Origin of the sequence: Burkholderia singularis (assembly GCF_900176645.1) — a bacterium.
GTDB lineage: Bacteria > Pseudomonadota > Gammaproteobacteria > Burkholderiales > Burkholderiaceae > Burkholderia > Burkholderia singularis.
In genome coordinates, this window is sequence record NZ_FXAN01000106.1 from 18,628 (window position 1) to 38,679 (window position 20,052).

16 protein-coding genes, 1 tRNA gene and 2 riboswitches are annotated in these 20,052 nt (G+C 66.4%); of the genes, 9 read left to right on the forward strand and 8 right to left on the reverse strand.

The features are described from left to right. Positions 1–45: 45 nt before the first annotated feature. Positions 46–669, forward strand: a complete 624-nt coding sequence (locus tag BSIN_RS21645; protein WP_089342010.1) for a LysE family translocator — start codon at positions 46–48, stop codon at positions 667–669. Between the two features lie 165 nt (positions 670–834). Here BSIN_RS21645 and BSIN_RS21650 read toward each other — a convergent pair whose 3' ends face one another. The 6 genes from BSIN_RS21650 to BSIN_RS21675 all read right to left on the reverse strand — a co-directional run bounded on the left by BSIN_RS21650 (position 835) and on the right by BSIN_RS21675 (position 8,023). Beyond that, the gene (locus BSIN_RS21650) at positions 835–2,520 is read right to left on the reverse strand and encodes an acid phosphatase (protein WP_089341947.1); all 1,686 of its coding nucleotides are present in this window, start codon (positions 2,518–2,520) and stop codon (positions 835–837) included. A 229-nt stretch (positions 2,521–2,749) separates the two neighbouring features. Continuing rightward, entirely contained in the window at positions 2,750–3,436 is a 687-nt protein-coding gene (locus BSIN_RS21655) for a DUF799 domain-containing protein (RefSeq protein WP_089341948.1), read from the reverse strand. Positions 3,437–3,445: 9 nt separating this feature from the next. After that, complete coding sequence (locus tag BSIN_RS21660; RefSeq protein WP_089341949.1) at positions 3,446–3,823, reverse strand: DUF4810 domain-containing protein; 378 nt, start codon at positions 3,821–3,823, stop codon at positions 3,446–3,448. Positions 3,824–3,864: 41 nt separating this feature from the next. Further along, entirely contained in the window at positions 3,865–4,509 is a 645-nt protein-coding gene (locus tag BSIN_RS21665; RefSeq protein ID WP_089342011.1) for a CsgG/HfaB family protein, read from the reverse strand. Positions 4,510–5,195: 686 nt separating this feature from the next. Beyond that, entirely contained in the window at positions 5,196–7,001 is a 1,806-nt protein-coding gene (locus BSIN_RS21670; protein ID WP_089341950.1) for a methyl-accepting chemotaxis protein, read from the reverse strand. A gap of 410 nt (positions 7,002–7,411) precedes the next feature. Next, positions 7,412–8,023 carry a GNAT family N-acetyltransferase gene (locus tag BSIN_RS21675; RefSeq protein ID WP_089341951.1) on the reverse strand — a complete coding sequence of 204 codons (612 nt, stop codon included), beginning with the start codon at positions 8,021–8,023 and terminating at the stop codon, positions 7,412–7,414. Between the two features lie 92 nt (positions 8,024–8,115). Between BSIN_RS21675 and BSIN_RS25585 the strand changes: the two genes are divergently transcribed. Continuing rightward, positions 8,116–8,379: a hypothetical protein gene (locus BSIN_RS25585; RefSeq protein ID WP_143757516.1), complete on the forward strand. Its 264-nt coding sequence runs from the start codon at positions 8,116–8,118 to the stop codon at positions 8,377–8,379. 15 nt (positions 8,380–8,394) lie between these two features. On the opposite strand, the gene BSIN_RS21680 is transcribed toward BSIN_RS25585, so the two are convergent. Continuing rightward, positions 8,395–8,470 (reverse strand) — tRNA-Arg (locus BSIN_RS21680). A 285-nt stretch (positions 8,471–8,755) separates the two neighbouring features. On the opposite strand from BSIN_RS21680, the gene BSIN_RS21685 reads away from it, so the two are divergent. Next, positions 8,756–9,652, forward strand: coding sequence for a c-type cytochrome (locus tag BSIN_RS21685; RefSeq protein ID WP_059516926.1), 897 nt, complete (start codon positions 8,756–8,758; stop codon positions 9,650–9,652). A 114-nt stretch (positions 9,653–9,766) separates the two neighbouring features. On the opposite strand, the gene BSIN_RS21690 is transcribed toward BSIN_RS21685, so the two are convergent. Further along, positions 9,767–11,857 (reverse strand): UvrD-helicase domain-containing protein, encoded by a 2,091-nt coding sequence (locus tag BSIN_RS21690; protein ID WP_089341952.1) that lies wholly within the window; start codon positions 11,855–11,857, stop codon positions 9,767–9,769. A 278-nt stretch (positions 11,858–12,135) separates the two neighbouring features. On the opposite strand from BSIN_RS21690, the gene BSIN_RS21695 reads away from it, so the two are divergent. The 6 genes from BSIN_RS21695 (at position 12,136) to gcvP (ending at position 19,960) form a co-directional block, all read left to right on the forward strand. Next, positions 12,136–12,843: an SGNH/GDSL hydrolase family protein gene (locus BSIN_RS21695; protein ID WP_089341953.1), complete on the forward strand. Its 708-nt coding sequence runs from the start codon at positions 12,136–12,138 to the stop codon at positions 12,841–12,843. Between the two features lie 189 nt (positions 12,844–13,032). Further along, complete coding sequence (locus tag BSIN_RS21700; protein WP_089341954.1) at positions 13,033–14,085, forward strand: oxidoreductase; 1,053 nt, start codon at positions 13,033–13,035, stop codon at positions 14,083–14,085. A 131-nt stretch (positions 14,086–14,216) separates the two neighbouring features. Further along, positions 14,217–14,582 (forward strand): hypothetical protein, encoded by a 366-nt coding sequence (locus BSIN_RS21705; RefSeq protein ID WP_059517882.1) that lies wholly within the window; start codon positions 14,217–14,219, stop codon positions 14,580–14,582. Between the two features lie 198 nt (positions 14,583–14,780). Then, positions 14,781–14,891: riboswitch (glycine riboswitch) on the forward strand. A 37-nt stretch (positions 14,892–14,928) separates the two neighbouring features. Next, a riboswitch (glycine riboswitch) is annotated at positions 14,929–15,065 on the forward strand. A gap of 101 nt (positions 15,066–15,166) precedes the next feature. Next, positions 15,167–16,285 (forward strand): glycine cleavage system aminomethyltransferase GcvT, encoded by a 1,119-nt coding sequence (gene gcvT, locus BSIN_RS21710; RefSeq protein ID WP_089341955.1) that lies wholly within the window; start codon positions 15,167–15,169, stop codon positions 16,283–16,285. A gap of 103 nt (positions 16,286–16,388) precedes the next feature. Beyond that, positions 16,389–16,769, forward strand: coding sequence for a glycine cleavage system protein GcvH (gene gcvH, locus BSIN_RS21715; RefSeq protein ID WP_059516936.1), 381 nt, complete (start codon positions 16,389–16,391; stop codon positions 16,767–16,769). 260 nt (positions 16,770–17,029) lie between these two features. Beyond that, complete coding sequence (gene gcvP, locus BSIN_RS21720; protein WP_069233595.1) at positions 17,030–19,960, forward strand: aminomethyl-transferring glycine dehydrogenase; 2,931 nt, start codon at positions 17,030–17,032, stop codon at positions 19,958–19,960. Positions 19,961–20,052 lie beyond the last annotated feature (92 nt).

Consider the following 20,052-nt stretch of genomic DNA (forward strand, 5'->3'; position numbering starts at 1 on the left):
TCCGTTGTGGATCACTGGAATTTTACGCATATGACGGAGGCGGCCATGTCCGTCGCAACGTGGCTCGCGTTCGCTGGCGCGAGCATCGTCCTGCTGATGATCCCTGGTCCGACGATCCTGCTCGTGATCGGCGATTCGCTCGCGAATCGCAACCGCTCGCCGTGGAGCACGGTGGCAGGCGTCGCAGCCGGCGACACTACCGCGATGGCGATCTCGCTGGCCGGCGCGGGAGCGCTGCTCGCGATGTCGGCCGCCGCGTTCACGGCGCTCAAGCTCGCCGGCGGCGGCTATTTGATCTGCCTCGGCGTGCGGTCGATTCTGCATGCGCGACGCAGCGGCGCGACGACGGTGCGCATGCAAAACCGCTCCGCCGCGCCGCGGTTCCTGTCCGCATGGGCCGTTACCGCGCTGAACCCGAAAAGCATCGTATTTTTCGTCGCGTTCGTTCCGCAGTTCATTTCGCCGCACCAGACTTTCGTCCGGCAATGCGCGGTGCTGCTGCCGACCTTCGTTTGTCTCGCGGCCGTCAATGCCGCCTGCTATGCGCGCATCGCGCGCTTTGCGGCAACGCGGCTGACGGGCGCCGCCGCGCAACGCCGCTTCGGCTATGGCGGCGGCGCGGCGCTGATCGGAGCCGGCACGCTGACACTCGGGATGTCGAGTCACTGATGCCGCCGTATTTCGTGCATTGCATGCGATGCCGGCACGCCGGGACATGCGTGCACCCGCAGCGCGGTGCGCGCTGCTCAGGCGGCTGAAACCGGCGCGCCCGATAACGCAAAGGCGGCCTCGGCAAAGGCGGCACGCCGCCGACCGCGCACTGCTGCCTCTGCGTCAGCCGAGATCGAGCGCCGCGGTGAGATCGCCCGGCGGCACTTCGCCGCGGGCCACGAACGCGCGCGTGCGCGACGCGACACCGTCGAGCGGCCTCAACCCGTGCACGCGCGAGATGAAACGCAAAATCGAGTTCGTGTCGTACAGCGTATGGTCCACATAGCCCTGTTTGGCGAACGGTGAAATCACGAGCGCAGGAATCCGCGAACCCGGCCCCCAGCGGTCGCCCTTCGGCGGCGCGACCGGGTCCCACCATCCGCCGTTCTCGTCGACCGTCAGGATCACGACCGTATGCGCCCATTGCGGGCCGCGCCGGATATGGTCGATCACGGTCGCAATATGCCGGTCGCCCGATTCGACGTCCGCATAGCCCGCATGCATGTTCAGATTGCCCTGCGGCTTGTAGAACGTAACGGCGGGCAGGCGGCCGGCATCGATGTCGGCGATCAGGCGGTTGGTCGACGGATCGTCGCCCAAGCCCGCGTCGCGCAGATGCCGGCGCCGCGCCTGCGTGCCCGGCGCATAGTTCACGAAATAGTTGAACGGCTGATGGTGATACTGGAAATCCGGCACCGCGCCCGTGTCGCGATGCTCGAGCGCGTACTGCCATGCGCCGCCATACCACGCCCAGTCGACGCCCTTCTCCGACAATCGGTCGCCGATCGTCGCGTAACGTTGCGGCGGCAGCACGCGCGGGTCGGACGGATCGGCATAAGCCGGATCGCCGCCCACGGGCGGCCGCACGCTGCTCGGCTGATACGGCGGCGCCATCGTGTTCACCGCGTAGCCGTCCGGCGTGAACAGCCCGTCGTTCTCGAACTTCGGCGGGCCATCGAGCGCCGAGGCGGGCGAATCCGCCGCGAGCTTGAGCCGCGTGCCCGTCGGGTCGTCCCCTTCGATGACCGACACCAGATGCTTCGCCGGGCTCGTGTGGACGTCCGGATAAAGCGGCGCTTGCGCGGAAATCAGGAAGATGTGGTTCAGCCACGAGCCGCCGAACGCGGCCATGAAAAAGTTGTCGCAAAGCGTGTATTGCCGCGCGAGGCTCCAGAGCCGCAATGTGTCGGCCGAGTTCCGGTAATGGCCCATCACGAGCGCACCGGAATCCGCCCAAGCGACGAACTGGTCGTTGCGCCCCGCGTTGATCTGCATCTGGTTCTGATAGAAGCGATGCCACAAATCGCGCGTGATGACGCCGTTCGGCAGCGGCCTGCGTTGCGCGTCGGGAATCACGAACGGCGCGTTGGGCAGCCCCGTGATGTCGCCCTCGCCGATCATGTAGCGCTTGCCGTCGACAACCTGCGCCTGCGGCACGAGGCCGCCCCAGATCGCGGGCAGCGCAGGCAGCGGCGTCTTGCCGTCGCGGTCGAGTTGGATGTAACGCGGCGGCGGCACGGTGCGCAACGGATGCCGTACTCCCGGAAAATCGCCGAATAGATTGGCGAAGCTGCGATTTTCCGCGTAGATCACGACAATGTTGCGCACTTGCTGACGCAGCGCGGCGTCGAGCCGCAGATCTTCGGTCGAGCGCGGCTCGGCCTGCGCGTTCGTCTCGCAGCCGCCCAGCGCGACGCTTGCGCCGAGCGCGGCGATGCCGCCGAGTATGCGGCGGCGCTCGGGATCATTCGGAAGATCGTCGGCGGAAAGATCGGGACGCTGGGTCGACGGGGAATGCGGATCGGTCACGGCTGCTCCTTGTTCTGGTTTGTCATCGGGGTCGGTCGTGCATCGTCACAAAAATGACACATTCGTGACTATAACGCGTCACCTTCGGCAAACCCGGCGCAAAAGCCCATGAAATCGCAAGCGGCGCCCGATGCCGGCGTCCGCGGCCGCCCCGCAAGCTCAACGCGGCCGGGCCGGCCGATTGCAATGCCGGGCCGCGTTGGGCCTGCGCCGACGGCGCCGAGCCGCGTCAGTCCGTCCCGTACTTCGGCGAATGCGGGCCGTACAGCAGCCCGCCCGGCTGGCCGGCCGACAGCAGGCGGCTGCTCGTCAGCCCGGCGACATCCACCGCTTCGTCGGTCAGCGTATGCGCGATCTGCTTGATCGCCGCCTGCGCGAGCGCGCCGATCAGCCCGCCCACGCCGACGTTCACGTTGCCGCCCAACTCCTTGCCGGTTGCCCGGCCGATGCCCTGCCACAGCACGTCGCCCGTATGCAGATCGACCAGCTTCGCGGATGCCGCGACGGCCGTCGTGCTGTCGAGAATCGTGTAGACCGAACCGTACTGGGTCACCGTCGTGTATAGCGCCGCGTCCGCCCCGTAAATCTCGCGCAGCTTCGCGGCCGGCACCGTCTGGATGTCGGCCGCATTCGTCAGCCCGTTCTGCTTGAAGGTCTCCTCCATCACGGCGACGGGCACGACGTAATAGCCCGCCTCGGCCACGGGCAACGTCATTTGCGACAGCACGCCATAGGTCGCCTTCACGTCCGACGTGTCGTTTTGCGGCGGCAGCAGCAGGATCGAGCGCGGCTGGCTCTTCTTGAACGCGGTGTAATCGACGTGCTGCGCCGGCGCCGCGCATGCAGCGAGCAGCACGAGCACGGACACGGACACGGACACGGCCGACAGCAGTCTTGCGGAAATGAACTTGAGCATCGCGGGTCCTTATTGTTGTTTGGATTTCTTCTTCAGCAGGAAGTCCATATAGGCCGCCGATTCGGGAAATGCTTCCTTCTCGGCCTCGAACGCCTGCGCGGCCTGCTGCTCCTTGCCGACGCCCGCATACAGCATGCCCAGATGCGCCTCGAAACCGGGCGGCGGCCGGTTGCCTTTCGCGCGGATCTTTTGCAGCGCCTGCTCGAGCGCGCCGATCTGCTCTTCCGGGCTCTTTTGCCCCTTGAAGTACTCGTAGACTTGCGGCTGATAGCCGTCCCACTGATAAAGCGGCTTCGGTTGATTCGCCGCGCACCCCGTCAGCAGCGCAACAGCGGCCGTCACCGGCACGCATGCCGCCGTGCTAAAAATTTTCTTCTTCGTTGTCATGGTTGATGAGTCGATGGATGGAACGATCCGGCTCGCGCCGTTCATTTGCCGGACGCAAGCGCGCCGGAGTCGACCTGTTCGGCCAGATGATCGACGGCTTCCTGAATCGCGAGATCGAGCACCTTGCCGTTGAGCGTCGAGTCATAACCGGCCGTGCCGCCAAAGCCGATGATCTCGCGGTTCGACAAGCTGTATTCACCGGCGCCCTGGCTCGACAGGACCACTTCCGACGTGGCCGTATCGACGATGTTGAGATTCACCTTCGCGTAAGCGATCTGGCTCTTGCCGCGCCCGAGAATGCCGAACAGCTGCTGATCGCCGACTTCCTTGCGGCCGAACTCGGTCACGTCGCCGGTCACGACGTAATGCGCGCCCTTCACGTTCTGGCGCTGCTTCAGAAAGGCCGCTTCCTGCTTGATCTCGTCGAGATTTTCGCGATCCAGCACGTTGAAGCGGCGGCTCTGCTGCAGCTTGGTGATGAGAATCGTCTTGGCCTGGCCGCCGAGGCGATCGACGCCGTCGGTGAAGATGCCGCGCATGTAGCTGGAGCGGTTGTCGAACTTGCCGATCGCGATCTGAACCGGCTTGCCCGCATACGGCTTTTGCGCGCTGGGCGTCGGGGGCACGGCGAGCGTGCGCGACTCCTCGGTGGCACAAGCGCAAAGCGCGACGGCGGCAGCCGTCATGAGCAGCGTCACATAGGATTTTGAAGTTTTCAAACGATGAGTCCTCCAGGGAAAGAGCCAAAAAAACGAGCGGGCGACGCCGCCGGCGGGGTGCCGCCTGCCGGCATGCGTGGACGACAAGCAACGCGGCGCCGTCCATTCGCCGGTCTATCCGGCGCGTGGAAAACACCGGCGCAACGCATGCGACGGCTCGCATGACGGACGGCACCGGCCGTGCGTGCATCCCGCTACCCGCTTCACGTGAAGCGAACGCGTGACCACGCGCAGTGAAGCGTCAGATAAGCGGTGAAAGGGGATGGGCGAATCGTGCGGTTGCGCGATTCGCGGCGGACGTGTGGGCATGCGCGGCAGCGCGCGCAAACGCATGACGGCGAACCGGTCGGCCTGCCGCGCTTCGCGCCGGCCCGCCAATGTTCGCCGCCCCCCGGTACCCGGACGTATCCAGGCATGGTCTGTTGTTATTTGCTGTCAATTTATTCCCGCGACATGCAATAGTTATCATTCGATGCAACGATAACGACAATCGGTGCCGCGCGACAACAGAAAATTGCCGATGTCGGGCCGCCGCCACGCTCCGGTCCTGCCCTGCCGGTACGCACATGAAGTTCCGGCCAAACCTGACATCAGAGGCGCGTGCCGGAAGTCGCTCCGCACACGACACCCTTGCGGCTGGTACGCGCACTGCTTCACGCAACCTTGAACCGCCCCACCGCGTCGGCCAGTTCCGCCGCCTGGGTTTGGAGCGCAGAGGCGGCCGCCGCGGACTGCTCGACGAGCGCCGCGTTCTGCTGAACCATCTCGTCGAGTTGTGCGACCGCGCGATTCACTTCCTGGATTCCGCGCGTCTGCTCGTCGGCCGCGTTCGAGATGTCGCGCATGATCGACGTTACGTTCGAAACGGTGCCCACGATGTCGTCCATCGTCCGGCCGGCCTGTTGCACGAGCGTCGCGCCCGCCGACACGCTCGACACGCTCGAATCGATCAACGCCTTGATTTCCTTGGCCGCCTGCGCGCTGCGCTGCGCGAGCGTGCGCACCTCGCCGGCGACCACCGCGAAGCCGCGCCCTTCCTCGCCCGCGCGCGCGGCTTCGACCGCCGCATTCAGTGCAAGGATGTTGGTCTGGAACGCGATGCCGTCGATCACGCCGATGATGTCGCTGATCTTGCCCGACGCGCCCTCGATCTCGCGCATCGTCGTCACGACATCGGCCACGACCGTGCCGCCGCGCGACGCGACCGACGCCGCGTTCGTCGCGATATCGTTGGCCTGACGCGCGGCGCTCGCCGATTGCGTGACCGTCGACGTGATCTCCTCGATCGACGCGGCCGTTTCCTCAAGGCTCGCCGCCGCCGATTCCGTGCGACGCGACAAATCGTGATTGCCCGACGCGATCTCGCTCGCCGCGTGCCGCACCGATTCGCTCGCGTCGCGAATCATCCGCATCACGTCGTTCAGCTTGCCGACGAATGCGTTGAACGAGCGCGCGATCTGCGCGACCTCGTCGCGCCCCGCGTCGGGCAGCCGCTGCGTCAGATCGCCCGTGCCGGAGCCGATCGACTCCATCGCATCGCGAATGCGCGCCAGCCCCTTGAACGCCACGCCCGTCACCGCGCCGACAATCGCCGCCGCGACGGCGGCGAGCAGCACCAGCGCGCCGATCGACGTGAAGAGCGTCGAATGCATGCCAGCCATTGCATCCGCCCTGTCGAGCGCGACGACGACAAGCCAGTCCGCGCCCGGCACGGCGCGCGCGCGCATCAGCTTCGCCGCCCCCGCGACGTGCGCGACGACCGGCTCCGCGCCATCGTCAGCCGACGACGCGGCAAGGCTCTCGACGCTCAGGTCGTCCGACAGCTCGTTGACCGGCTTGAGCGTGAGCTTCGAATCCGCATGCGCGACAATGCGGCCGCCGCGATCGACGAGCATCCCGAAGCTTCCGGGCGTCGGGTGGATCGCCTTGACGTTCGCGATCACGCTGTCCATCGCGACGTCGCCGGACACGACGCCCTTGAGCACGCCGTCGCGCACGATCGGCGCGGCGAACGCGACGACGAGCTTGCCGGTTCCGACGTCCACGTAGGGAGGCGTCACGACCGGCTTGCCCGCCTGCACGGCCTGCGTGTACCACGGCCGGCTGGTCGGATCGTAGTCGGCGGGAATGCCGGATGCGTCGGAGAACTTCGCGGTCTTGTCCGCATAGCCGACGTAGACGTTCGTGAAACCGCCCGCGGCGGCAATCAATTTCAGCGCCGGGACCGGATCGGGCGTCAATGCCACGTCTTCGGCCGACACCACCAGTTGCGTCTTCGAGGCGACCCAATCGGCAATGCCCGTCTGATGCCCGGTCAATACCGCGCTGAGATTCTGGCGAATGGCATCACGGTTGTAGCGGCTCGCGACGGCATAATTGAGCGCAGTATTGACAACAAGCGCGCCGACGACAATGGCAACGCACGCGGCAAGAATGCGGGAGCGAATCGAGGAGAGCATGGCAGGCGACGTTGGAAGAGTGCGAATCCTACGGTTTACGGCAGCAGGGCCGGGGGACTTGACCCATGCGCGACAGATGACCGTGACTCTTTTGTGACGCCGGCGGCGGAAGAACGGCCCGCGCCGAAGGCCGCGCGTGATTCGCGGCGGCGGGCGGGTTTTCGATTTCTGTTTTAACTGCTTGATTATTTTATTGATTCCGACTCGCCCGGGCGCGAACCCGCGCCGCCGCTCAAATTCGAAATGCAAAGCCGGCGGGTTTTATGTGAATGCACGAATCGCCCTCGCACCAAATGCCGGGGCAAATCGCCCGGCTTCGGCCACCGCGAGCCCAATTCGATCACAAATGCACGAAAGCGCGATCCCGGCTTGGGCGAATGCCTTTGTGCGCACGCCGGCTGAACGTCGCATTACCGGCCTTTGCCGATAGCCGGCGAACGCCAAACGAACATTGCCGTTGCGCTGCCGTCGGCTTCGATCCGATCCTCGATACGCTGCATGCCTGCCTTGCGCAACACGCCAAGCGAAGCCGAATTCTGCGGCATGACCGTGGCAATGATCGTGCTCAGGCCGAATGCATCGCGGCCGTGGCGCAGCGTGCTCGCGGCCGCTTCGGTCGCATAGCCGTGGCCCCAATGCTCACGCCGGAACGCATATTTCAATTCGGCGTCGTCCTGGCCGCCGGGATGAACCAAGCCGCAAAAGCCGATAACCGTATCATCGGCCAATAACTCGACGGCAAACATGCCATAGCCGCGTTGCGCGTAGTTGCGCTCCGTGACCGCCAGCCAGCGAACGCAATCCGCTTCGGTCAACGCGACGCCGTCGCCGACCCAGCGCATCGCCTCGGCGTCGCCATACACGGTCAGCAATGCGCCGAGATCGTCAGCGCGCAAGCGGCGGACGCGAAGCCGCGGCGTTTCGAATAGATAGGCGTCGTGCATGATGAGCCGTAAGGTGGGCAGGCTGTGCGCGGGGTATTCGACAACGGCCGGAATGCGGACGCCGTCTATCGCAATCATTCCGGAAAGATACAAGAATAGCCAGACGGCGGCCGGGATGGTTGCAATGGCTGAATTCCGGCGGCACAGCCCAATAGAATGATTGAAAGCGAATGAAAAGAATGGCTTGGGCGCATCCGGTTACGTTCGAACCGATCATTCGCTTTCGATTGTCTGACCCGTTGTCGCGCGCAGTCGTCGATTATCGTGGGTGGGCAGGCAGCGTATTTTTCAGAAAAACGCGCATCCCAAGGTTTCATTCAAGAAATCAAATCTTGGCAGAAACCACGATTGGCGGAATCGAATGGCGGGATGATGGAACCGTAGAGGCGGTTTCGCTGCCTTCGGTAAAAAGCGAAAGGGGAGAGAACCGCTGAAAATCTGATCAGGCTTGGCGCGCCCGGCTGGGATCGAACCAGCAACCCCTGCCTTCGGAGGGCAGTACTCTATCCATTGAGCTACGGGCGCTTTAGAGAAGTGCTGCGGCCCCAAAAAAGCCACAGCTTTGGCAAGACCGAGAGAATACCTTGTTTCAGCCAGACCGTCCACCGTTGCACGCCTGCCACCGCGCTTGCCCCGCCTCCTTCACATGATCTGCATGCCGGTCGCAGGCACCGTGCGGGTAAACACGCGCAGTTCGCCCGCTCGCCGCTATGTAAACGTTCCGTCTATAATCGTCCGAGCTTCACCCGACAGCATCAGCCATTCATTGCCGTACCGCTCACAATTCTTATTCATGGAGACGAGGCAAGCATGAGCGAAGCACCCCACGAAGCCCCCATCAAGACCCCCGGGCAACTCATCGCAGTTGTCATCGCCTCGTTTGCGATTCCGATCGCAATCATCGTTCTGTTCGCCTCTTACGCCAATCACGCGTTCCGCACGGGCGCCGGTACCGACGGCCTGTCCGACGACGCCGTCGCGAAGCGCATCGCGCCCGTCGCGCAGGTCAGCGTGAAGGATGCGAACGCGCCGCGCGTCTACAAGACGGGCGAGGAAGTCTACAAGGCCGTATGCGTGACCTGTCACGGCACCGGGGCGGCCGGCGCGCCGAAGTTCGGCGACGCCGCCGCATGGGCGCCGCGGATCGCCGCCGGCTACGACGAAGTGCTGCATATCGCGTTGACCGGCAAAGGCGCTATGCCGCCGCGCGGCGGCACGAACCCGGACGACTACAGCGACTACGAGATCGCTCGCGCGGTCGTCTATATGGCCAATCAAGGCGGCGCGAAGTTCGCCGAGCCGGCTCAGCCTGCCGCGAACGCGGCGCCGGCCTCGGGCGCGGCGGCTGCGCCGGGCGCGTCCGACGCATCGGCCGCCAATGCGCAAGCCGCCGCGGCGATGGCCGCGATCGCGGCGATACCGAAGCCAGGCGACGCGCCTGCCGCCGGCAAGAGCGCCGAAAGCTCGGCGTCGGCCGGCCAGGCGCTGTACGAATCGACTTGCCAGGCGTGTCACGCAAACGGCGTGCTGAACGCGCCGAAATTCGGCAACAAGGCCGACTGGGCGCCGCGCCTGAAGGATTCGATGGACACCGTCTACAACTTCGCGTTGCACGGCAAGGGGGCGATGCCGCCGAAAGGCGGGTCGAACGCGTCGGACGCCGACGTGAAGGCCGCCGTCGATTACATGGTCAACGCCGTAAAATAGGCGCTTACCGCCGGGCCGCCCGCGAGCGGCCCGGCAAGGTCCGGCAAGGTCCGGCCGCGGGCAATTGTCCGCGGCCCAAACGCTGGCGTTGCCTGCCTGTGCGCTTACGCGCCCTTACTTCTGCAACAACGCCTTCAAACTCGCGAGACGGTCTTTCGGCGTCATCGGCGCTTCTTCAGGCGAAGGCGGCGGCGCGTCGTCCAGGTTCATTTCGGCGATGAAGCGCGACGGCTCGCAGACGATCGTTTCCCGCGCGCGCTTGCGCTTCTTGCACCAGTTCAGATGCAGACTGCGTTGCGCGCGCGTGATCGCGACATACATCAGCCGGCGCTCTTCCGCGATGCGCTCGTCGTCGATCGGGCCGTCGTCTTCGGTGCCGCCGCGGTGCGGCATGATTCCCTCCTCGATGCCGACCAGAAATACGTGCGGATACTCCAGCCCCTTCGACGCGTGAACGGTCGACAGCCGCACCGCATCCGGATTCTCCTCCTTGCCCTCGAGCATCGACATCAGCGCGACCGTCTGGATCAGCCCGAGCAGGTTCTTGCCGGTATCCGCGAGGCCGTCCGCGTTGTGAAAGCCGTCGGCGTCGCCATCGGGCGCCTCTTGCGTGTCGGGCTTGGTGCCCTTGCGCTTGAGCCATTCGAGAAATTCGAGCACGTTTTGCCACTTCGTCTGCGCCTGCCGTTCGTCGTATGTGTCGTACAGATACGCTTCGTAGTGGATGGCCTCCATCATGTCGTCGAGCACGACGGTCGCGGGCTCCTTGTCGGCGCGCTCGGCAAGGCGTTGGATGAAGTCGCAGAACATCCTGAGCGGCTCGACTTGCCGCGCGGACAGCCGCGCCTCGATTCCGCCCATATAAACCGCCTCGAACAGCGACACCTTCGCCTGCCCCGCGAACGCGCCGAGCGCCTCGAGCGTCGTGTTGCCGATGCCGCGGCGCGGCGTGGTGACGGCGCGGATGAACGCGGGATCGTCGTCCGCGTTCGCGATCAGGCGCAAGTAGGCGCACAGATCCTTGATCTCGGCCTTGTCGAAGAACGACTGGCCTCCGGACAGCACGTACGGAATGCGCTCGCGCCGCAGCACCTGCTCGAAGATCCGCGCCTGGAAATTGCCGCGGTACAGGATCGCGTAATCCCGAAATTGCGTTCGCCGCTCGAACTTATGCGCGCTCAGGCGAAACACGACCGACTCGGCCTCATGTTCCTCGTCATTGCATGGGGTGACGGTGATCGAATCGCCCATTCCGTGCTCGGACCACAGCTTTTTCTCGAACAGTTTCGGGTTGTTGGCGATCACGTTGTTCGCCGCGCTCAGGATTCGCACGGTCGAGCGGTAGTTCTGCTCGAGCTTGATCACGTGCAGCTTCGGAAAATCCTTGCCGAGCTGCGCGAGGTTTTCGAGCGTCGCGCCGCGCCAGCCGTAGATCGCCTGGTCGTCGTCGCCGACCGCGGTGAACGCGGCGCGCGGGCCGGCGAGCAGTTTCAGCAGTTCGTACTGGCACGCGTTGGTGTCTTGATACTCGTCGATCAGCAGGTAGCGCAGCTTGTTCTGCCAGCGCTCGCGCACCGGTTCGTTATTCGCGAACAGTTCGGTCGGCAGGCGGATCAGATCGTCGAAGTCGACGGCCTGGTACGCGTGCAGCGTCGCTACATAGTTGCGGTAGACGAGCGCCGCCTGGTGCTCGTCCTCGTTCGCCGCGATCGCCAGCGCCTGCTCGGGCGTGACGAGGCCGTTTTTCCACAGCGAGATGATGTTCTGGATCTTGCGGATCAGACCCTTGTCGGTCGTGCCGATCTGCTCCTGGATCATGCCGAAGCAATCGTCCGAATCCATGATCGAGAACTGCGGCTTCAGACCGACGTGCTCTGCCTCCTGGCGCAGGATCTGCACGCCGAGCGAATGGAACGTGCAGACCGTCAGCTGATTGACGGGCACCTTGCGGCCTTCCTTGCCGGGAGTGGTGAGCGTCTTGCCTTCGAGCAATTTGCCCACGCGCTCGCGCATTTCGGCGGCGGCCTTGTTCGTGAACGTGACGGCGGCAATATGGCGCGGCTCGAAGCCTTTCGCCTCGATCAGGTGCGCGATCTTCTGCGTGATGACGCGGGTCTTGCCGCTGCCCGCGCCGGCGAGCACGAGGCAGGGACCGTCGAGATAGCGCACCGCTTCGCTTTGAGCGGGATTCAGGCCTGCGGACATGATGGCGAATGGTGTTGCGGTTGGCGGCGGCGAAGCCGGATGGCGGCGGGCACGACGGCGCGCCGCGCGCGAAACGGCGGCGGGGCGCGCTCGAAGAACGGCTCGCGGGACGCGCATGTTAACACGGCGGCGGCAGACGTTTGATCGCGCACGACGATGCGAAGAGGCGGGCGTCGCGCCCCACATCCCGTCCCATCGCCCGGCGCGGCAACGCCAGAGTAAGCACTCGCACTGCTATCATCGCGCACGCCCTTCACTCACTTCGCCCCTCACGCCGCATGGGATACCACTTCGCCACCGCCGCGCTCGGCCCGCTGCTGCTCGCGCAGGGCCGCTACGTGCGGCGCGTGACGCCGCGCCTGGCGGAAGCCGGCGGGCCGCGCAGCGGCGCCGAGGGTGACGGGCCGACGCTGCGTCTGCTCGTGCTCGGCGATTCGGCCGCGGCGGGCGTCGGCGTCGCGACGCAATCCGACGCGCTCGCCGGGCAGCTCGTGCGCGCGCTCGCGCCGTTCTACCGCGTCGAATGGAAGCTCGTCGCGCGTACCGGCGCGACGACGCAGGACGCGCTCGACTGGCTCGCCGCCGAGCCCGCCGCGCGTTTCGACGCAGTGGTCACGTCGCTCGGCGTCAACGACGTAACGGCCGGTGTTTCTCCCGCCCGCTGGCGCGACCGGCAAGCCGCGCTCGTCGCCCTGCTGACGGCGCGTTTCGGCGCGTCGCACGTGATGCTGTCGGCCGTGCCGCCGATGCATCGCCTGCCGGCGCTGCCGCAGCCGCTCAGGTGGTATCTCGGCTTGCGCGCGAAGCGGCTCAATGCGTCACTGCGCCGCTGGGCCGCCGGGCAGCGCGCGTGCGAGTTCCTGCCGGTCGAAATACCGCTCGCGCCCGATGCGATCGCATCGGACGGCTTCCATCCGGGCGCGCAAGCCTGCGCGCGATGGGCCGATCAGGCTGCCGTCGCGCTCAGGCGCCGGCTCGAGCGCTGACGCGCGCGCAGTGCGGCACGCTTGGGTCCGGGCCCGCCTCTATATCGTCCGGCCAACGTCGCGGCAAAACCCGGCGCAACCGTTGCGCCCCTTATTTGTCATGCCACAATAGCCGCTCGCTGCCGCCCGGCGTTCAGATCGACGCTCAAGCCGCGGCGCTCTCATTTCGCAAGCAGACAGGATCGGTTCATGTCGTCAACGCTCAAGATTGGTTTGATGGGTTTCGGTTTCGCCGGCGCGACGTTTCACGCGCCCGTCATCGCTCACAGCGGCCGCACGCACATCGCGGCGATCGCGACCGGCCAGCCGCAGCGCGCGCAGGCAGCGTATCCCGGCGTAGCGGTCGTGCCGGATTTCGACGCGCTCGCCGCGCTCGACGACGTCGAATGCATCGTGATCGCGACGCCGAACGACACCCACTTCGATTTGGCCAAGCGCGCGCTCGAAGCGGGCAAGCATGTGGTCGTCGACAAGCCGGTCACGCTGACGGCCGCCGATGCGCTCGCGCTCGCCCGCCTTGCCATGGCGCGCGAGCGCGTGTTCGCGCCGTTCCACAACCGCCGCTGGGACGGCGACTTCCTGACGCTGCGCAAGCTGCTCGAAAGCGGTGAGCTTGGCCGCATCACCTATTTCGAATCGCATTTCGACCGCTTCCGCCCGCAGGTGCGCACGCGCTGGCGCGAGGAAGCGGCGCGCGGCGGCGGGCTGCTGTTCGACCTCGGCCCGCATCTGATCGACCAGGCGCTGGTGCTGTTCGGCGCGCCCGACACGGTCAGCGCGTCGATCAAAACACGCCGCGACGGTGGCGACGCCGCCGATTTCGTTCATCTGCTGCTGGGCTATCCGGACAAAGAGGTCGTGCTGCACGCGAGCGCGCTCGCCGCGATCGAGCCCGCGCGCTTCACCGTTCTCGGCACCCAGGGCGGCTATCAAAAGTACGGTCTCGACACGCAGGAAGATCAGCTCAAGGCGGGCCTGACGCCCGACGACGTGCCGTTCGGCGGCGGCAATCCGCCCGGCGTGCTGCGCGGGCTCGACGGCGAACTCGAGGTGGAGCGCCCCGTGCCGACGCTCGACGGCCAATACGCGGAGTTCTATCGCGCACTCGCCGCGTCGATCCACGACGGCGCGCCCGTTCCCGTCGCCGCGCAAGATGCCGTCGACGTGATGACGGTCATCGAGCTAGCCGAGCGCAGCGAACGCGAAGGCCGGCGCGTGCCGTTCGTCCGCGCAACGATTTGACGGCCCGGGCCGCCGCGCCCAATGTCAAAAACCGTTACAAACAATTCGCACCGAGTGTCATCGTATCGAGGGTCCGGACCGTTCCTGTCATGCTTGCCCGGCATCGGCACGTCGACACCCAGGAGAATGCAATGCATCATCGGTTGATCCGCGCGGCGGCATGCTGCGCCCTCGTCTCGTCGCTCGCGGCGTGTGTCGTCGCGCCGCCGCCAGCACCGCGTCCCGCGCCGGCACCCCGCCCGAGCCCCCAGGTGGTCGGATATGAACGGATGCAGCAGATCCAGGGCCGTATCGACAATCTGAGCCGCCGCATCGACGCGCGCGTGAACGCCGGCTACTATCCGCCGCCGACCGGCGCGGCGCTGCATCGCCGGCTCGACGTGATCCGCCAGGAATCGTCGGACATGGCGGCGCAGCACGGCGGCGGCTTGTCCGGCGACGAGCAGCGCGTGCTGAACCAGGAACTCGACACCGCCGCGCGCGCGATCGGCGAGTAAGCAGCCGGCGGCCGGCCGCCGCTCGCGCGTGCCGCGCCGTGCATCTTGCATCTTGCATCTTGCATCTTGCATCTTGCATCTTGCATCTTGCATCTTGCATCTTGCATCCAAATCCTATGGCGCACTGCCAGCCCGCTTGCCGCGAAGCGACATTGATTTGTCCAAATTGACAACCCATTCACGCTCGCGTACATTCGCCCGCACGCGTCGGGAGAGCGTGCGGCACATCGTTCGTCGATCGGATGGCTTGCCGCGCCGCCGAAGGGGCACACCCGCAAACTCTCAGGCAAAAGGACCGGCCGCGTCGAAGAATCCGCCTGCCGCAAGCCGTGACGGCGTCGGGCAGTCTTCGCACTCTGGAGAGCGGCAGTAGCCAGGCGCGCGCATCGCGCGGCGCCGACAGGCTGCCCACCGAAGGGGCGCGCGCAAGCCGAAGCGATTTCGCTGCGCAATCTCTCAGGTATCGAGGACAGAGGGGCATTCAGGATCGCAGGCCGCCAAGCAGCATCGAGCGCCGGCGATCGCCGACTTGCCGTTTTGTTTTCACGGCCGGGCCTAACCCGGTCACGCTGCCCGAGATCCCGATGACCGCTCTCAAAACCACTCCGCTTCACGCCGCGCACCGTGCCCTCAATGCCCGCATGGTCGATTTCGGCGGCTGGGATATGCCCGTCAACTACGGCTCGCAGATCGACGAGCACGACGCCGTGCGCACCGATGCCGGCATGTTCGACGTCTCGCACATGTGCGTCGTCGATTTCACCGGCGCGCGCGCGCGCGCGTTCTTCGAGCATGCGCTCGCCAACAACGTCGACAAGCTCAAGACACCCGGCCGAGCGCTGTACTCGTGCCTGCTGAACCCGCAGGGCGGCGTGATCGACGATCTGATCGTCTACTACTTCACCGAGGAATTCTTCCGCGTCGTCGTCAACGCCGGCACCGCCGACAAGGACATCGCGTGGTTCAACCGGCTCAACGACGAGCAACGCTTCGGCGTGACGATCGCGCCGCGCCGCGATTTCGCGATCGTCGCGGTTCAGGGGCCGAATGCGCGCGCCAAGGTGTGGGACACGGTGCCCGCCGCGCGCGCGGCGACGAGCGAGCTCAAGCCGTTCAACGCCGCGCAGGTTGCGGGCACGCCGTTCGGCGATCTCACCGTCGCGCGCACCGGCTACACGGGCGAGGACGGGTTCGAGATCATCGTCCCCGCCGCGCACGTCGACGCGCTATGGAACGCGCTGATCGCGAACGGCGTGCGCCCGTGCGGACTCGGCGCGCGCGACACGCTGCGCCTGGAGGCCGGCATGAACCTGTACGGCCAGGATATGGACGACACGGTGTCGCCGCTCGACGCGGGCCTCGCCTGGACCGTCGATCTCTCGACGCCGCGCGCATTCGTCGGCCGCGACGCGCTCGAAGCCAACGGCTCGCGCGCCGCGTTCGTCGGCCTCGTTTTGCAAAAGGAAAACGGCCGCGCGGGCGGCGTGCTGCGCGCGCATCAAAAGGTTCTCACGCCGCATGGCGACGGCGAGATCACGAGCGGCACGTTTTCGCCGTCGATGCAGGAGTCGATCGCGTTCGCGCGCGTGCCGAAGGCAGTCGCCATTGGCGACACCGTGCACGTACAGATCCGCGACAAGCAACTTCCCGCACGCGTGGTAAAACTGCCGTTCGTGCGCAACGGCAAGGTGCTCGTCGCGTAACGGCAACGGGCCGGGCCGCGCACCGCCCGGCGAAACGATATCCGGCGCGCCGCCACGGTGCGCCGCAGCAAAGAATCACACCCTTTCTATTCAGGAGTATCCGATGAGCAACGTCCCGGCCGATCTGAAATACACCGACGAACACGAGTGGATCCGCACCGAAGCCGACGGCACGCTGACGATCGGCATCACCGATCACGCGCAGAGCACGCTTGGCGACATCGTCTTTCTCGAGTTGCCGTCCGTCGGCAAGCAGGTAAAGGCAGGCGATGCCGTTGGCGTCGTCGAATCGGTGAAAGCCGCGTCGGACATCTATTCGCCCGTGTCGGGCGAGGTGGTCGCCGTCAATGCGGACGCCGTCGACACGCCGGAAGCCGTGAACAGCGATGCTTACGGCGCGTGGCTTTTCAAGATCAAGCTGTCGGCCGACGCGTCGACCGACGGCCTGCTCGACGCCGCCGCGTACACGAAATTGGTCGGCTGACCCAACCATTTACGGACCGCGTGGCGCGCTGGCTTGGCAGCAACGGGCAGCGCGCCGCGTGCGGCCGGAGCCGGAGCCAAAGCCGGCGCGCCGGCTCCGGCCGGCTGCAAAGCAGGAAGCCGGAGCGGCGGCGAAGCGTCAATTCCGGCCGACCCAAAGCATGGGACCAGACTAAACGCCAAAGCGCCAACTCTGGCCGACCGCGAAGCATGGGGCCAGACTAAGCGCTAAAGCGCTAACTCTGGCCGACAAGGACTGTCATGAAGCTCGAACACCCGGATCGTCTGATGAACCGCACGCCCCTCTCGCTTGCCGCACTCGAAACGCACGACGCGTTCGCCGAGCGTCACATCGGCCCTGACGCCGCCAGCCAGCAAGCCATGCTCGACGCGCTCGGCTTCGCGTCGCGCGCCGCGCTGATCGACGCGGTGATTCCCGCGCCGATCCGCCGCGCCGGCGCGTTGCCGCTCGGCCCGTTCGCCCAACCGAAGAGCGAGGCGGAAGCGCTCGCCGCGCTGCGCGCGCTCGCCGACAAGAACCAGGTGTTCCGCTCGTACATCGGCCAAGGCTATTACGACACGCATACGCCCGCGGTCATCCTGCGCAACGTGCTCGAAAATCCGGCGTGGTACACCGCGTACACCCCGTACCAGCCGGAAATCTCGCAGGGCCGGCTGGAGGCGCTCCTGAACTTCCAGCAGATGATCATCGATCTGACGGGCCTGGCCGTCTCGAACGCGTCGCTGCTCGACGAGGCAACCGCCGCGGCCGAGGCGATGACGCTGCTGCAACGCGCCGGCAAACCCCAATCGAACGTGTTCTACGTGGCCGACGACGTGCTGCCGCAAACGCTCGAAGTGGTCAAAACGCGCGCGAAGCCCGCTGGCATCGAAGTGAAGACGGGCCCCGCCGCCGACGCCGCGCACGCAGGCGCCTTCGGCGTGCTGCTCCAGTATCCGGGCGCAAACGGCGACGTGCGCGACTACCGCGCGCTCGCCGACGCCATCCACGCGGCGGGCGGCCATGTGATCGCCGCGGCCGATCTGCTCGCGCTTACCGTGCTCACGCCGCCCGGCGAATGGGGCGCGGACGTCGCGGTCGGCAACTCGCAGCGCTTCGGCGTGCCGATGGGCTTCGGCGGCCCGCACGCCGCGTATCTCGCGGTGCGTGACGAATTCAAGCGGCAGATGCCGGGGCGCCTCGTCGGCGTGACGGTCGACGCGCAGGGCAAGCCCGCGCTGCGCCTCGCGCTGCAAACGCGCGAGCAGCACATCCGCCGCGAGAAGGCGACGTCGAACGTCTGCACCGCGCAGGCGCTGCTCGCGATCATGGCGAGCATGTACGCCGTCTATCACGGCCCGCGCGGCTTGAAGACGATCGCGCTGCGCGTGAACCGCATCGCGGCGCTCTTCGCGGCGGGCGTCAAGACGCTCGGCTACGCAAGCGTCAACGACACGTTCTTCGACACGCTGACGATCGACACGGGCGCGCGCACCGCACGCATTCACGAACTCGCGAACGCGCGGCGCATCAACCTGCGCCGCGTGAGCGACACGCAAGTCGGCGTATCGGTCGACGAAACCACGACGCGCGCCGATCTGGCCGATCTGCTCGACATCTTCGCGCAGGCGGCAGGCGGCGCGGCCGCGCCCGACGTCGACGCGCTCGACGCGCAGTTGCCGGGCGTGCCCGCGCTGCCCGCGGGCCTCGAGCGCACGAGCGCGTATCTGACGCATCCGGTATTCAACCGCCATCATTCCGAGACGGAAATGCTGCGCTATCTGCGCAGCTTGTCGGACAAGGATCTCGCGCTCGACCGCTCGATGATCCCGCTCGGCTCGTGCACGATGAAGCTGAACGCGACGTCGGAGATGCTGCCCGTCACGTGGCCCGAGTTCGGCCGCATCCATCCGTTCGCGCCCGCCGAGCAGACGCTCGGCTACCGCGAAATGATCGACCAGCTCGAACAGATGCTCGTCGCGGCAACCGGCTACGCGGCGGTGTCGCTGCAGCCGAACGCCGGCTCGCAAGGCGAGTACGCGGGCCTTCTGATCATTCATGCCTATCACGAATCGCGCGGCGAAGGCCATCGCGACGTGTGCCTGATTCCGGCGTCCGCGCACGGCACGAATCCGGCGTCCGCGCAGATGGCGGGGATGAAAGTGGTCGTCGTCGCGTGTGATGCGCAAGGCAACGTCGACATCGCCGATCTGAAGGCGAAGGCCGAGCAGCACGCGAGGGATCTCGCGGCCATCATGATCACGTACCCGTCGACGCACGGCGTGTTCGAGCAGAACGTGCGCGAGATCTGCGAGATCGTGCATGCGCACGGCGGCCAGGTGTACGTCGACGGCGCGAACATGAACGCGATGGTCGGCTTGACCGCGCCCGGCCAGTTCGGCGGCGACGTGTCGCACCTGAACCTGCACAAGACCTTCTGCATCCCGCACGGCGGCGGCGGCCCGGGCGTCGGCCCGGTTGCGGTCGGCCCGCATCTCGCGAAATTCCTGCCGAATCAGCGCTCCACCGGTTACGCGCGCGACGAAGCCGGCATCGGCGCGGTGTCGGCCGCGCCATACGGTTCGGCATCGATCCTGCCGATCTCGTGGATGTACATCGCGATGATGGGCGCGCAAAACCTCACCGCGGCAACCGAAACCGCGATCCTCAACGCGAACTACATCGCGAAGCGTCTCGCGCCGCACTATCCGGTGCTGTACTCAGGCCCGGGCGGGCTCGTCGCGCACGAGTGCATTCTCGATCTGCGGCCGATCAAGGAGACGAGCGGCATCACGGTCGACGACGTCGCGAAGCGTCTGATGGATTACGGCTTTCACGCGCCGACGATGAGCTTCCCGGTACCGGGCACGCTGATGGTCGAGCCGACCGAGTCCGAATCGCAAGAGGAACTCGACCGCTTCATCGACGCGATGATCGCGATCCGCAACGAAATCCGCGCGATCGAGGAAGGCCGCGCGGACCGCGAGGACAACCCACTGCGCCACGCGCCGCACACGGCCGCCGTCGTCACGGCGAACGAATGGCCGCACGCGTATTCGCGCGAGGAGGCCGCGTATCCGGTCGCGTCGCTGTCGGCGAACAAGTACTGGCCGCCCGTCGGCCGGGCGGACAACGCGTATGGCGATCGCAATCTGTTCTGCGCGTGCGTGCCGGTAGCGGATTACGCCTGATGCGGCGGCGCGGCGGCCCGGCCGCGCCGGTTTGGCAATGCTGCCGATGACGCCGCGCCGTTCGCCTCCGCCGTTTCGGATGGCGCGCGCCC

Coding starts and splice junctions, on each gene's coding strand:
- BSIN_RS21645 (WP_089342010.1), top strand. CDS start 46: ATGTCCGTCGCAACGTGGCTCGCGTTCGCTGGCGCGAGCATCGTCCTG.
- BSIN_RS21655 (WP_089341948.1), bottom strand. CDS start 3,436: ATGCTCAAGTTCATTTCCGCAAGACTGCTGTCGGCCGTGTCCGTGTCC.
- BSIN_RS21660 (WP_089341949.1), bottom strand. CDS start 3,823: ATGACAACGAAGAAGAAAATTTTTAGCACGGCGGCATGCGTGCCGGTG.
- BSIN_RS21665 (WP_089342011.1), bottom strand. CDS start 4,509: ATGACGGCTGCCGCCGTCGCGCTTTGCGCTTGTGCCACCGAGGAGTCG.
- BSIN_RS21670 (WP_089341950.1), bottom strand. CDS start 7,001: ATGCTCTCCTCGATTCGCTCCCGCATTCTTGCCGCGTGCGTTGCCATT.
- BSIN_RS21675 (WP_089341951.1), bottom strand. CDS start 8,023: ATGATTGCGATAGACGGCGTCCGCATTCCGGCCGTTGTCGAATACCCC.
- BSIN_RS25585 (WP_143757516.1), top strand. CDS start 8,116: ATGAAAAGAATGGCTTGGGCGCATCCGGTTACGTTCGAACCGATCATT.
- BSIN_RS21685 (WP_059516926.1), top strand. CDS start 8,756: ATGAGCGAAGCACCCCACGAAGCCCCCATCAAGACCCCCGGGCAACTC.
- BSIN_RS21690 (WP_089341952.1), bottom strand. CDS start 11,857: ATGTCCGCAGGCCTGAATCCCGCTCAAAGCGAAGCGGTGCGCTATCTC.
- BSIN_RS21695 (WP_089341953.1), top strand. CDS start 12,136: ATGGGATACCACTTCGCCACCGCCGCGCTCGGCCCGCTGCTGCTCGCG.
- BSIN_RS21700 (WP_089341954.1), top strand. CDS start 13,033: ATGTCGTCAACGCTCAAGATTGGTTTGATGGGTTTCGGTTTCGCCGGC.
- BSIN_RS21705 (WP_059517882.1), top strand. CDS start 14,217: ATGCATCATCGGTTGATCCGCGCGGCGGCATGCTGCGCCCTCGTCTCG.
- gcvT (WP_089341955.1), top strand. CDS start 15,167: ATGACCGCTCTCAAAACCACTCCGCTTCACGCCGCGCACCGTGCCCTC.
- gcvH (WP_059516936.1), top strand. CDS start 16,389: ATGAGCAACGTCCCGGCCGATCTGAAATACACCGACGAACACGAGTGG.
- gcvP (WP_069233595.1), top strand. CDS start 17,030: ATGAAGCTCGAACACCCGGATCGTCTGATGAACCGCACGCCCCTCTCG.